Below are 13,792 nucleotides of genomic sequence, written 5' to 3'. Positions count from 1 at the left end.
TTTTGTCAGTCCTATCAGTTTATTGCTTTTCGATTGGCGCAAATGCGGCAAGGAGACGCTTAATGCCTGTAGGGCTTGGGAAGGCAATATCAAGCTCTGTACTATCCCCACTACCTTTTACACTCACAACCGTGCCAACGCCCCATTTTTTATGAGCGGCTTTATCACCGACAGCCCAGCCAATGCTGCCGCCGCCTGTGTTTTGAATGGTTTGCGTTTGGGGACGTGAGACAGGCCCTCGTCTTTGCGGTCTTTCTCTCGTTTGGCCAAACGGTGTTTTCGTTTCTTTTTTCTCATTTAGGTTGTCCAATAAATCAGCTGGTATTTCTCTGATAAATCGTGATTCCATATTCATGTTCGTCCGGCCGAATAACGTTCTCATCTTCGCACTTGATAAATAAAGCTCTTCTTCGGCCCGTGTGATCCCTACATAAGCAAGACGGCGCTCTTCTTCCATCTCGGCATCTTCCATTAGTGAACGGCTGTGCGGGAAGACGCCTTCTTCCATTCCCATTAAGAACACAACAGGGAATTCAAGTCCTTTTGCTGCGTGGAGGGTCATTAAAATGACCGCATCCTGATCTTCTTCCTCAGCCTCATCCAGCTTATCAATGTCTGCGACGAGGGCGAGGTCTGTCAGGAAGGTGACAAGTGATTTATCTTCATTTTGTTCTTCAAAGTTTTTAGTGACCGATAGAAACTCGTCAATATTTTCTAAACGGCTTTGTGCTTCAATCGTTTTTTCAATCTTCAGCGCTTCACGGTAACCTGTTTTCTCTAGGATCTCTTCCGTTAATTCAGTGACAGATAAATAATCCTGCATGTTTGTCATTTGGTCAATGAGCTGTTTGAACTCATCAAGTGCATTGGCTGCTCTTGCACTGAGTCCAATGAAATCCACCTGACCAAGTGCTTCAAACATAGAGAGATCATTCATTTCTGCGTATGCGGCAATTTTATCAACAGAAGTCGCCCCAATTCCACGCTTTGGTACGTTGACAATGCGCGCAAAACTAATGTCGTCATCTGGATTTGACACAAGGCGTAAGTAAGCCAAAATGTCCTTGATCTCTTTTCTGTCATAGAACTTCGTGCCGCCGACGATGTTGTATTGAATGTTCGCCTTCATTAACGTTTCCTCTATGACACGTGACTGAGCGTTCGTTCGATAGAGGATCGCAAAATCAGATAACTTACGCTTGCCGCTCTGATGGAGCTGACGAATCTTGCCAGCGACAAATTGACCTTCACCGAATTCATTATCTGCACGGTAATAGGCAATCTTCGCTCCTTCGTCATTTTCTGTCCAAAGGTTTTTTGGCTTACGGTTTGAATTGTTTTGAATGACCGTGTTTGCGGCATTCAGAATACGTTTAGTCGATCTGTAATTTTGCTCAAGCAAAATCACTTCACTGGACGGATAATCTTTTTCAAAGGAAAGAATGTTTGTAATATCCGCTCCACGCCAGCGATAGATAGACTGATCCGAGTCACCGACCACACATATATTTTGAAAACGCTGAGCGAGCAATTTCACAAGCATGTACTGCGCTCTGTTTGTATCCTGATACTCATCGACATGAATGTATTGGAATTTTCGCTGATAGTGTTCTAATACTTCAGGGATCCGCTCAAACAGACGAATCGTCATCATAATAAGATCATCAAAATCGAGTGATTGGTTTTTGAGTAATCGTTTTTGATAATCTGTGTAGACGTCGCTGACGACTTGATCGTAAAAGTCACCGGCTGTTTTTGCGTATTCCTCTGCGTCAATGAGTTCGTTTTTTGCACTACTGATTGAACCTAAAATGCTACGTGGATCAAACTTTTTAGGATCGATATTTCGTTCTTTTAAAATGTTTTTAATGACTGAAAGCTGATCAGATGTGTCTAATATAGAAAAGTTGCGATTCACACCAATACGGTCAATATCGCGTCGTAAAATGCGCACACACATGCTGTGGAACGTAGAGATCCAAATGTCATCCGCACCAGGCCCTAAAATGGCTTGTACACGCTCACGCATTTCTCTTGCTGCTTTATTTGTAAAGGTAATCGCTAAAATATTCCACGGTGCCACATGCTTTTCTGCCATTAAATACGCAATTCGATGCGTGAGCACTCGTGTTTTTCCACTACCTGCTCCTGCCATCAGTAGCAGCGGCCCGTCTGTTGCTTTGACCGCTTCTTTCTGCGCGTCATTCAGCCCTTCTAATAGATGATTCGATATTTCATTCATTTCATTCACCGCCAATTCGAACTTATGTTCTATTTTAACCCGTTTCGTCTTGTTTGACTATGATGACTTTTTCACTGCGTCGACTGTCTTTAACGCTTCTTTAAAATTGTCATAAATGACGTTTCCCACTACGACAACGTCTGCGTGCTGTGCAAAGTCTTTCGCCTGCTCTTCGCTTTCAATACCGCCGCCATAAAATAGAACCGTTTCATGTAGCACTGCTTTGGTTTCTTTCACAAGCTCCATGTCTCCAAGTGTCCCGCTGTATTCTAAGTAAAAGATGGGCAGTTTCATCAAGTGCTCTGCCACTCTCGCATATGCCCTTACGTCATCTATATCCAGTGCCGTATTTGCCTCTGTCAGCTTAGCCGCTTTACACTCTTCGTTTAAGATGACATATCCTTCCGGGACAATCTCTTCCATTGACATCAAATCACCGTATTCCTTCATCGCATCCTTATGCAGACCAACAATCCAATCAGGATGAGCGCTGTTTAACACAGTGGGGATAAAATACAGGTCAAAGCCAGGCACAATCATCTCATGTGTCGAGATTTCAAGGACACATGGCACAAGAAAGCGGCGCACCTTTGACATCAGTTGCAGCACGTTGTCTTCTGTCACGTTGTCACTGCCGCCAATTAAAATGGCATCCGTACCGGATTCACAAATCGCTTCAAGTTGTTCATCGGAAATCTCTTTATTTGGATCGAGTTTAAAGACATGCTTCCACTCGGTAACATCATACATGAAAAACGTTCCTCCATTCGTTTCATTCCATTTAAATATTATAACAAAATCAGACACCGCAAAAAATGGGTAACCTCCTTCAGCTAAAAGTTTCATTCTTTTGAAAATAGTCGATTTTCACTTTAGGCGAGGTGAATGGAGACTATATGAAAAGCTCCACTTCAAGAGGAGCCGAGGGAGATCAATAGATGGATGCTGAACTGAAATGAGAGCTACTTCATCTCATCACATGATATTATACATGAAAGGAACATTTTACTATCGACCAAGCAGGTGAATGATTTGAAAAAAACCATCACATATGATCAAACGATCGACATCGGATACATCTATCTCATCCCGCCTCGAATCGGGACAATCAAAGAAACCATTGAATTAGACGTGAATGAATGTGTGAACGTAGACATCGACAAAGAGGGCCGAGTGGCTGGGCTGGAGTTATTTGCAGAAGAAGCCAAGGTGTTGAAGCACACACCCGTTTATGAGGACGAGCTTTCGTTACGTTTTACGGATCAGGAAGTTCTCTCAACCTATCATTTATCGGGCATTGAATTTCTTTTCTCGACGCCTGATCACAAAGGGTTGATCGGTTTTACGATTGTCGATCCTCTTCGATATCACATCAAAAAAAGACAAGAAAAAACCGTTTTGAATGGTCAAAACGGTTTTTCTAAACTATTGTCTCACTTCATTAAAATAATGAACAGATGTCATGGCCCCTTCATCGACCATCTTGTTGTCTTGAATATCTAACGGATCAGGGTGACCAGCTTTTTCAGGAACCTTTTCATCTGATCGGAACATGCTTGCCCATTTTTTGAGATGCTGTTTATTTTTCACTGCTAATAACACTGCACCACCAACCCCTAATCCTGCAAGTACATACGCATTCGGACGCTTATTCATGTATGTTCCCTCCCCTTATGATCTTATTTGTAAGTTACCCCGCCTTTTCATTTCTAAACGTCACAATCTGTTGAAGTGGTTTCTCTTTCAATGAAAAGTGGAATAACAACAGTAATGATAGAGAAAAGAGGGGATTTTCGTGACAACAACTTTCATTGTCATTGGCGCATTATTAGTGATTTTTTTCATCATACCAATCATTTTATTCATCTGGATTTGGATGCGAGATGAAAAACAGGAAGAGCATTCTGTCCTACGAAATTATCCTGTCATTGGAAAGCTACGGTTTATTTTTGAAAAAATAGGACCTGAGCTTCGTCAATATCTGTTTCTAAATGATCGAGAGGAGCTTCCTTTCTCAAGAAGAGAATACGAGCAAGCTGTCATGTCTGGGAAGTACAAAAGCCGGACAATGGGCTTTGGATCAAAACGTGATTTTGACAAGCCTGGTTACTATATTCGCAACGTCCTATTTCCAAAGCAGCGAGATGAGTTACGCATCGATCAATCTGAAAAAATCCAAACAAAAGTGTATCAGATCGATCAAGACAATTTACTGAGAAGAAGTGAACATACAAAAGAGGTCGAAGCAAAACCTTACTATCTCCATCAAGACGATGTACAAGTGATAGGCGAGCACACATGTCAAAAGCCTTTCCGTGTAAAAGGCCTGATTGGTCAGTCAGCCATGAGCTACGGATCTTTAGGCGACAGGGCCATTACAGCATTATCCTCAGGATTAAAGATGGCTGGCGGTACGTGGATGAACACAGGTGAAGGCGGGCTTTCGCCTTACCATCTCAAAGGGGGTGCCGATATCATTTGCCAGATTGGGCCTGGTTTATTTGGGGTTCGAACAGAGGATGGCGCATTTTCATTTGAAGAGTTTAAGAAAAAAAGTGAGCATGATGAAGTAAAAGCCTTTGAACTCAAGCTGGCACAAGGAGCAAAAACACGCGGCGGACACATTGATGGTGAAAAAGTCACAGAAGAAATTGCCCAAATCCGTAAACTGCCGCCACACCAATCCATTGACAGTCCGAACCGGTTCGAGATGTTTCACTCCATTCCTGACATGCTTGATTTTATTGAACAACTGCGAAACATCGGCGGAAAACCAGTTGGAATCAAGCTAGTTGTTGGACATAAAGAAGATATCGAGGAGCTTGCTCTCTATATGAAAAAAAGCGGAAAACATCCTGATTTCATTACAGTGGATGGCGGAGAAGGTGGCACAGGTGCTTCCTTTCATGAACTGGCTGATTCCGCAGGCCTACCCATTTTCACCGCACTGCCGATGGTCCATCAAATTTTGAAGAAATATGGGGTTCGAGATCAACTTAAGCTGTTTGCGTCTGGTAAACTTCTCTCTCCTGATAAAATTGCAATTGCCCTTTCCATGGGAGCAGATTTTGTGAATATCGCACGGGGCTTGATGTTCTCGGTTGGCTGTATTCGCGCGCAAGTATGCCACACGAATAAATGCCCTGTTGGGGTTGCCACCACAGATCCAAAGCTGCAAAAAGGTTTATCCATTGAAGAAAAGAAATACCGCGTCTGCAATTATATCCTGTCCCTTAGAGAAGGTTTGTTTAATTTATGCGCAGCAGCTGGAATTGAATCACCTATTCATTTTAACGAAAAACATATTATTTTTAGACAAGAAAACGGCCAGACAAGTGAAGTCCCTATGTTCTCAGGCACAGAGCAGTCTGTCTAGCTTAAAAAGGTGCGTTTCCGCACCTTTCAGCGTGTAGACAAACCCTCGCATTCGGTGTCAGTTCTGCGCTTCGGTGCTCACGAATGTCAAATTCGCTCTGCTCCGGTGCTCGTCCTTCCTAGACTTCAAAGGTTTTCTATCACGCTGAAAAGAAGACAAAGTGCTAAAATAAAGTTCATTTCAGCACTTTGTCTTCAATCTAAAAGGTGCGTTTCCGCACCTTTTTTCATTGACATTCTTGCTCAATCACGTATAAAGAACTTAATAGATCTTTGATAAGGAGAAAGAGTATGCGTGAAAAAAAGGTCCGCGGTATGAAACGAAAGACTCAACAGATCATAAAAGAAATGAACGCAAATACGCAGTCGTTTCCGGCGAATGTTTCTGACTACTGGCACCTGCCTCTACCAGCGGCTTATGATTTTATGACTTCCAACAGAACACCGAAAAAGATCAAACGTCTATGCATTCAAACTCTATTGAATAGAGCTGAGCATCTCATTGATTTGAAACCAAACGACGGAGACATATATCGTGTCGTGGTCGCAGTCGATCTGCCTGGATTATGGCATTCACAAATCATTGTGTTTAAAGGGGATTCTTATGTGAAAGATTTCTTCAACAGACAAGATGAGTATCAGACATGGCTTCCCCTTTCCGATCAGAGAAATATTCAAAAAGAATGGGATTTATCTGTTGCACAAAATATGCGAACCATCGGTTTTAAGGAAGTGATCACTGATGACGATAAAGTGTCCTATGAAGGTGAACGATGGTTTATGGGAGAACTTGATGACATCAAATAGAGCCATTTCAAATGAAATGGCTCTTACTTGTTCAACTTCAAAACGACAAATCATAAAGAATGTTTGCAGTGAAAGCTGCTTTATTTTGTTTCGTCCGTTGCTTGTTGCTCTGCTACACGGTCAAGTGCCATTGTATAGGCATCGTTTCCGTAGTTCAAGCAGCGTTTGACTCGTGAGATGGTTGCAGTGCTTGCACCTGTCTCCGTCTCAATTTTGTGATACGTATTTCCCTCGCGAAGCATACGCGCTACTTCAAGACGCTGTGATAAAGATTGGATTTCATTGATGGTGCACAAATCATCAAAAAATCGATAACATTCTTCCAGGTCTTTAAGGGATAAGATGGAGTTGAATAGCTGATCTAAGCTTTTGCCCCTTAATTTATCAATTTGCATCTTTATACATCTTCTCCTTTACTATTGGCACACCGCTCCGCACTGACTTTTCCGAGAAAGCGGTATCTTTCCTGACTCATTTTTTTCAACCTCAGCAATGAGCTTTGAACGAATCATGACAGGTTTGGTTCTACGCTGAAAATGCCATCAGGTTCTTTCGTAAGCCGAAGCTTCTTTATCGTAAACAAATTCGACAAGTTTTGTCATATTCCTTGTGCGACAATCTGACAAACTTGTTTGTCTCCGATATCTAGAACACTTCTGCTCTGTTAAGTCTTTCCCTAAAAAACAGTATGTGTAGAAAGCTTGGCGAGACGACAAACCTGCGCCCCGCCTTGCTTAATTATTCAAAATATGTTGGTCGGCCAGCGTAACCGACAGATTCATTTTACAATTGGGCACTTCATTCGTCATGTCAAAGCCCTATGCTTTGTCACCATATCTAGCAGCGAAGAGATCTTTTGCTTACTCCTGCCCTATAACAGCGGTCAGAAATCTAGCAAATATGATACAGCTCCACTCTGTTATATTTTAACGCATTATAGACGGAAAGAGTACAGTTTTTTTCATGACATCAAATATTCCTCTTGGTGTCACTCGAATATACGGCAAGTGTGTGCTTTGGAAAAAGACAAGTGTATCAATTGGGCAGTCAAATGGATACCCTCGCTCAATGAGTAGCTCGCGTAACGTTTGCTCCTGCTGAAGAACCGTTTCAAACGGTTCAGCTGATGCACAGCCTGATAATTGCAGCGGGATTTCATGCAAAATCTTTCCGTTTTCTGTGAGCACGATTCCTCCGCCAATTTCTTTCATTCGCTTATGAGCGAGCATCATATCATCTTTATTTTTCCCAATCACTAAAATGTCACCAGTGGTTGAAAATGAGCTGACAAACCCTTGCACCTTGTTTGCAAATCCTTTTAACATTGTGTTCACGCGCCACTCGCCTTTTCGATCAATCAGGCTGAAGAAGCTTTGATCATGGTCACAGGACAGCTGATTGACAGAGTTATCAATCTCCACTGTATAGGGCTCCATGATGACAGAATTTCGCATTTTGACACCAAGCGGCATTGAGAATTGCAAGTCACTCATTGTCAGGTCATAGCTTAAATCTAATGGTTCAAGCCCACCATTTTCCCATTTTGTCTCTTGGAATTGATGCTGGTTCTCCCCCTCTAATTTCAGGATTACCCCTTTAGAAATCACCGTTTCTGGATTTGGATTCATCGGATCATCTAAAATATTCAAAGAAGCCAATCGGCCAGGACCGACCACGCCTAATAAGTCATCAATTTGATAGTATTTCGCAATGTTAAAAGTCGCCATATTGTACGCATCAATAGTAGGCACGCCTTCTTCAAGGGCAATGGAAATGAGACGATTGATCATGCCTTCTTCATAAAAGTGAGGCGCTGATCCATCTGTTGTATAGAAAAAGTGATCGTAGTGCCTAAAGTCACGCTCATGCAATTCCCTTAAAATGTTCACTAAATCTGGGCGGATGGAAGAATGACGTAAGGACACATGATAACCTAGAGACAAGCGTTTGAGCACATCGTCTGCATTCATTGCTTCATGATCACTGTCCGCTCCAAACAGCTTCATTTTTGTTAGCGTTTTCTCAGAAGCCCCAGGGAAATGCCCTTCAATTCGTTTTCTCTGCTTCTTCGTTTCTTGCATGCAATATAAAATGAGATCATCACCGTCCATTAATCTTGGCCAGCTCGTTAATTCGCCGCCTTGAAGGACGTCGGGATGATCAATCCATTCTTTCCGATAGTTAATAGGAAGCATCTCATCTTCATACCTGACCTCGGTTTGAAGATCGTATCTGGACCACCAGAAGTACTGAAATGGCTGCTTTTTTAATTCACACAGAGTGGAAAGCGCTTTCTTTTCATTGCTTTGCAAAAGAAGAAATAAGTTATCGCTGACCATCGTTGTTGTGCCAAATTGAGACACATATTCTGCAAGTGATTGGGGATTATAAATATGGAACGGATGCGCGTGAGGTTCAATATACCCCGGCACAATGTATTTACCTTCACAATCAATCACACGTTTAGCTGATTTATTTTGAGGAAGCTCTGCTCCGACATAAACAATTCGATCATCATGTATCCAAATATTTGCCTTCACCCATTGCTTCAAAAACGGGTTTAGCACGAGTCCATTCGTTAAAAGGAGTGTTGGAACTGTTTTTGAGTCGACTACATCGATTTGTGTGCGGATGTCATTGTTTCTCCAATTAAAAGTACGTTCGGACATTCACATACTCTCCTTCATTTGTATTAGCCCTATCGTAACATAACGAACCACGTTACGCATTAATGAAACGTTACAATTTCTTGAAATCACACTTAAAATAATTTAAAAAAGGAGAATCACTTGCAATGAAACCTAATCTTGGCTTAATGGAAGCGCTCATGAGAATTGCCTGCGGAATGACGATATGTACTGTAGCTGGATCCTTATATGCTCGAAAACCATGGAGTAAAATGCTGCTTTTTGGCATCATGCTCGGCGGATTAAAATTGGGCTCTGGTATTCTTCGTTTTTGTCCAGTGACCTATATGTGTGAACAGCAGAATACACATAAAGAGAAGGCTGAGTAGACAGCCTTCGTCAGATTGTTGGCAAAGGGCTAAAATGATTTTTCTTTTAGCCCTTTGTCTTCCTTTCAGCGTGACATGAAAACCTTTGAAGTCTAGGAAGGGCGAGCACCGGAGCGGAGCGAATGTTACATTCGTGAGCACCGGCGGACAGACCTGACAACGAATGCGAGGGTTTATCTGCACGCTGGAGAAGGCTGAGTAGACAGCCTTCTTTTTTTTGTGTGTGAATCATTCCGCTGCTTCGCACCATTTGACCAACGTACCAGCAATGATTTCTGCTGCTTCAATCACATGTTTGATCTCAATAGATTCATTCGGGAAATGGGCAAGCTCTGTCGTTCCAGGTCCAAACACAATGATTGGGATATCCGCTGCTTGTGACAGTAATCCGCCGTCTGTCCCCCAAGGGGCGGCTTCCACCTTTGGCGGGTACTGCATGACCTCTTCATATTGTTCCTTCAATAGACCTAAAAGCGGGTGATCAGAGTCGATTGACCCTGGAAGCCATCTAGCACCAAACCACTCCACCTCCACAGGATGTTCTTGAAACCAATCATCCTTTTCAGCGAGTCCAGTCATCCAATTTTCTAATTCCTTCTCTGCCTGCTCAACTGTCTCACCTGGCATCACACCAAGCCTGCCTTCCATTGTGACAAGATCTGCGACAGAGGACGGCCAATCACCGCCTTGAATTTTCCCAATGTTGATTGGAATTGGAATCGGGATATGCTGAAACAACGGCTCCGTCACTCGCTGATTTCTTTCTTTTTCTAGTGCCACTATATGAGAAAGGACCACCGTGCTCTTTTCAATAGCAGAAACACCGTGATACCTTGTTCCGCCATGAGCTGCCCTTCCTTTAATATGCAGCCTGAACCACTTTGATCCTTGCTGAAGCGGAAAAATGTTCATATGACTTGGCTCTGGAATGATGGCAGCATCCGCTGTGTACCCTTTCAATATTGCTGCAAGTGTGCCTGCTCCGCCGCTTTCCTCTTCGACGACACTATGAAACACCACATCTCCTTTCAGGGGAATCTGAAGCGCATGCAGTGCCTCAAGCGCAAAGAGTAAAGAAACGTTTCCACCTTTCATATCTGTTGCCCCGCGTCCATAAAGTCTCCCGTTTATGATATGCCCGCTGTAAGGTGGATATGTCCATTGATTTGTATCTCCTGCCGGAACCACATCTACGTGCCCGTTTAATAAAATCGATTTGCCGCCACCTTTTCCTTTCAATCGTCCAGCAACGTTGGGACTCCCATGAAAAAATCGGCGCGGGGAATAAAAATAAGGATGCTCTAGTAATTCATCGCCGCCAATTTCCCAAACGTCTACATCAAAGCCAATGGCGGACAGTTTATTGGCCACGATCTGCTGCACGTCTTCTTCATTTCCTTGGGTGCTGTCACATTGCACCATTTGCTGAAGAAGCGTAATGGCTTCATCCTGATGGTCTTTCATCCAGTTTCTAATACGTGTCATTGGCTGCAAGTCGTTCACCCTTTCTACACAACAGATTTGACATCAGGCGCTAAAATTAATGGCGCTTCAGTCGCCCTTATGACATCTTCCGGCTGAAATGGTGGCATGACTTCACGTAAAATGAGCAGCTGAGACTTGACCTCAATGACCGCCATATCCGTAATAATCAAATCGACACACGCTTTAGCGGTTAACGGCAATGTACAAGCAGATTTCACTTTAGATCGACCGTGTTTATCCAGATGGCTCATCACCACTACCACTTTTTTCGCTTTTTGCGCCAGCTCAATCGCTCCGCCCATACCCGGTACTCTTTTCCCCGGTACAATCCAATTGGCAAGATCCCCTTGGCTGCTTACTTCAAGTGCACCCAAAATCGTCATATCCAGCATCCCTTTTCGGATGATGCCAAAAGCAGTCGTACTGTCCATGTACGAGCCGCCCTTTGTCAACGTAATGGGAAAACCACCGGCATTGCACAAATTCGGATCTTCTTCCCCTTGCAGAGGCGAGGCTCCTGCCCCCATAATGCCGTTTTCTGCATGCAGCCACACCTCGTAATGTGATGGAATGTAATCTGCTGCTAGGGTCGGAATGCCGATCCCAAGATTCACAATCATGCCATCTTCAATTTCTTGTGCTGCTCTTTTGGCAATGCGGTGTCTTAAATCGATGTCTCCCATGCCCATGTCCAGTTCACTCCTTTTGATTGCACGATTTGATTCACAAATACGCCTGGCGTCACGATTTCTTCTGGATCGAGCTGCCCCGCTGCCACAATTTCTTCTGCCTCCGCAATGGTCCAGTCTCCTGCCATCGCCACAATCGGGTTTGTATTCCGTGCGCTTTTATCAAAAATCAGGTTTCCCACTTCATCTGCTTTGTAGGCATTGACGATGGCAATATCCGCTGTGAGCGCAGGCTCTAACATATAATTCTTACCATTCAATTGAACCAATTGTTTCTCATCGAGATTCAGGCTATCCATCCCAACATCTGTCACAATGCCCGCCAGCCCCATTCCGCCTGCTCTGATTTTTTCTGCAAGAATGCCCTGCGGATAAAAATGAACGTCTAATGTACCAGCCTGCATTTTCTGTCCGGCAATGGGATTTGAGCCGATATGAGAGGCGATGATTTTTTTCACTCTTCCTTCTGTAATGAGCCGGCCCACACCAATTTGCGGGAAACCTGCATCATTTCCGATCAATGTCAGATCTTGAATATTTGCTTCCAAAATGGCATCAATCAACGATGGTGGTGAACCCACGCCACCAAATCCGCCAAACATGATGGTCATGCCATCTTTTAATCGCGTCATCACTTCATCCAAACCCACAGTTTTGTTCATGTTCGTTCCTCCTTACATAGCAGATGGGAAAAACCCTCGATTGATTACTTCTTGTTCGACTTGTGTGATGGTCTGGCCGAATTTATCAATCAGTTCATCCATTTCCTGCTGTGTGATGGAAAGCGGCGGTGCGATCATAACCGCTGCGCCTCCAACTCCATTCTCTCCAGCGCTTGCTGGATACACCAGCAGTCCATTTTGTTTTGCCGTTTCAACGACGAGATTGGTTATCTGAGCATGTGCAGGAAATGGCGTTTTGGATAAACGATCTGCGACAAATTCAATGCCAATAAGCAATCCCTTCCCTCTTACATCCCCTATGATGGAATGATTTACTTGCAGATCTTTTAAAGCATTCATCAGATATCGCCCGGAAAGTTCAGCCCGTTCGGGAAGCTGATGCTTTTTCATATATCGAATGACCGCTAATGAAACGGCTGCTGAAAGCGGATTGGCACTATATGTGTGCCCTGCCATGACAGAGCCGGAACCGCTGATAATCGGTGCCATCACACGATCCGTTGAGACAACTGCTGCGATTGGAGAATAACCTGCGCTCATGCCCTTTCCGAGAACCATGATATCTGGTACCGTGCCCCAGTGTTCCATCGCAAACATTTTCCCAGTTCGTCCAAAGCCCGTCATGACTTCATCTGCGATCATTAAAATGTCGTTTTCTTCACAGACACGCTTCATCGCTTCGAAATATCCGTCTGGCGGCAGGAGCGCCGCTCCCGCTGCGCCAACAATCGGTTCAGCAATCAATGCGGCGATCCTCTCTTTTCCTATACGCTGGATGACGGTCTTAAATTCCTGGACATACCACTCGACCTGCTTGCTGTCTTCCTTTGGCAGCCATGACCTGTAACTATAGGGCGGAGACAGCACTGGGTACTTTTCAAGCAGTGGTTCAAAGCGCTCCCTCCTTGCAATATGACCTGACATTGACAGCGCCCCTAATGTAATGCCGTGGTAACTCATCCATCTTGAGATGATATGATTTTTTTCCGTCTTCCCCTGCTCCTGCCAATGCTGAATCGCCATTTTCATAGCAGTCTCCGTTGCCTCTGAACCGCTCCCTACAAAAAAAGACCAGTTCAGATCACCTGGGCAAAGTGTACTCAATTCATATGCTAGTTCTTCCGCTGGTTCATTCGTAAATTGTGACCTGTACGTAAAGCTCACCTTTTTCGCTTGCTCCGTCATCGCCTCAATAATCTCTTGTATGCCATGTCCAATACTTGCCGTGACTGCCCCTGATGAGCCATCTATATATTTTTTTCCGTCCCGATCATATAAATAAATCCCCTCTCCTCTCACAGCCACAGGATATTGCTGATTTAACATCGGTTTGATTAAGAAATCCCGGGTCTCCACTTTGTCATTCCTCCCTCTCTTGTCAGCAGCTGCACTTTTCTTTTTACATGAATCGCAAGAAAATTTTGTATACTTGGTATAAGATTAGCTTAATCAAGAGGGCAGTCATCCTCCATTCGCCATATGCCCGAATTTCACA

13 protein-coding genes are annotated in these 13,792 nt (G+C 43.8%); 4 read left to right on the top strand and 9 right to left on the bottom strand.

Annotated elements, in window-relative coordinates; genetic code table 11:
- Positions 1 to 19: 19 nt before the first annotated feature.
- A complete protein-coding gene (gene pcrA, locus NSQ70_RS03430; protein ID WP_138278189.1) occupies positions 20 to 2,242 on the bottom strand; it encodes a DNA helicase PcrA in 2,223 nt (740 codons plus the stop codon).
- Positions 2,243 to 2,299: 57 nt separating this feature from the next.
- Complete coding sequence (locus NSQ70_RS03425) at positions 2,300 to 2,992, bottom strand: heptaprenylglyceryl phosphate synthase (protein WP_144667855.1); 693 nt, start codon at positions 2,990 to 2,992, stop codon at positions 2,300 to 2,302.
- A 282-nt stretch (positions 2,993 to 3,274) separates the two neighbouring features.
- Between NSQ70_RS03425 and NSQ70_RS03420 the strand changes: the two genes are divergently transcribed.
- Entirely contained in the window at positions 3,275 to 3,745 is a 471-nt protein-coding gene (locus NSQ70_RS03420) for a DUF2283 domain-containing protein (protein ID WP_342502449.1), read from the top strand.
- Here the strand turns inward: NSQ70_RS03420 and NSQ70_RS03415 are convergent.
- Positions 3,668 to 3,898: a hypothetical protein gene (locus NSQ70_RS03415; protein ID WP_017366762.1), complete on the bottom strand. Its 231-nt coding sequence runs from the start codon at positions 3,896 to 3,898 to the stop codon at positions 3,668 to 3,670. The two genes, NSQ70_RS03420 and NSQ70_RS03415, sit on opposite strands and share 78 nt — an antisense overlap.
- 139 nt (positions 3,899 to 4,037) lie before the next feature.
- Here NSQ70_RS03415 and NSQ70_RS03410 point away from each other — a divergent pair, with 139 nt between their 5' ends.
- Together NSQ70_RS03410 and NSQ70_RS03405 are read left to right on the top strand one after the other, a co-directional pair.
- A complete protein-coding gene (locus NSQ70_RS03410; RefSeq protein ID WP_024719408.1) occupies positions 4,038 to 5,618 on the top strand; it encodes an FMN-binding glutamate synthase family protein in 1,581 nt (526 codons plus the stop codon).
- Between the two features lie 290 nt (positions 5,619 to 5,908).
- Positions 5,909 to 6,424 (top strand): DUF3916 domain-containing protein, encoded by a 516-nt coding sequence (locus tag NSQ70_RS03405; RefSeq protein WP_041506658.1) that lies wholly within the window; start codon positions 5,909 to 5,911, stop codon positions 6,422 to 6,424.
- An 80-nt stretch (positions 6,425 to 6,504) separates the two neighbouring features.
- On the opposite strand, the gene NSQ70_RS03400 is transcribed toward NSQ70_RS03405, so the two are convergent.
- Both NSQ70_RS03400 and NSQ70_RS03395 read right to left on the bottom strand, forming a co-directional pair.
- Positions 6,505 to 6,819 (bottom strand): YerC/YecD family TrpR-related protein, encoded by a 315-nt coding sequence (locus tag NSQ70_RS03400; protein ID WP_007496879.1) that lies wholly within the window; start codon positions 6,817 to 6,819, stop codon positions 6,505 to 6,507.
- 531 nt (positions 6,820 to 7,350) lie between these two features.
- A complete protein-coding gene (locus tag NSQ70_RS03395) occupies positions 7,351 to 9,093 on the bottom strand; it encodes an adenine deaminase C-terminal domain-containing protein (protein ID WP_024719407.1) in 1,743 nt (580 codons plus the stop codon).
- Positions 9,094 to 9,218: 125 nt separating this feature from the next.
- Here NSQ70_RS03395 and NSQ70_RS03390 point away from each other — a divergent pair, with 125 nt between their 5' ends.
- Complete coding sequence (locus NSQ70_RS03390) at positions 9,219 to 9,440, top strand: DUF2892 domain-containing protein (protein ID WP_008344274.1); 222 nt, start codon at positions 9,219 to 9,221, stop codon at positions 9,438 to 9,440.
- A 228-nt stretch (positions 9,441 to 9,668) separates the two neighbouring features.
- Here NSQ70_RS03390 and NSQ70_RS03385 read toward each other — a convergent pair whose 3' ends face one another.
- From NSQ70_RS03385 to NSQ70_RS03370, 4 genes are read right to left on the bottom strand one after another with little or no spacing between them, the layout of a single operon-like run.
- On the bottom strand, positions 9,669 to 10,934 hold the full coding sequence (locus NSQ70_RS03385; protein ID WP_144667849.1) for a peptidase: 1,266 nt from the start codon (positions 10,932 to 10,934) through the stop codon (positions 9,669 to 9,671).
- Between the two features lie 14 nt (positions 10,935 to 10,948).
- Positions 10,949 to 11,614, bottom strand: coding sequence for a 3-oxoacid CoA-transferase subunit B (locus tag NSQ70_RS03380; protein WP_008344276.1), 666 nt, complete (start codon positions 11,612 to 11,614; stop codon positions 10,949 to 10,951).
- Entirely contained in the window at positions 11,590 to 12,276 is a 687-nt protein-coding gene (locus NSQ70_RS03375) for a CoA transferase subunit A (protein WP_039168513.1), read from the bottom strand. Before NSQ70_RS03375 ends, NSQ70_RS03380 begins: the two co-directional genes overlap by 25 nt.
- A 12-nt stretch (positions 12,277 to 12,288) precedes the next feature.
- On the bottom strand, positions 12,289 to 13,653 hold the full coding sequence (locus NSQ70_RS03370) for an aspartate aminotransferase family protein (protein ID WP_144667846.1): 1,365 nt from the start codon (positions 13,651 to 13,653) through the stop codon (positions 12,289 to 12,291).
- Positions 13,654 to 13,792: the final 139 nt, after the last annotated feature.

Source organism: Bacillus sp. FSL R5-0397 (assembly GCF_038593395.1).
In the GTDB taxonomy this organism is placed as follows: domain Bacteria; phylum Bacillota; class Bacilli; order Bacillales; family Bacillaceae; genus Bacillus; species Bacillus altitudinis.
The sequence above is the reverse complement of the archived record's forward strand: the minus strand, read 5'-3'. Positions and strand labels throughout refer to the sequence as shown.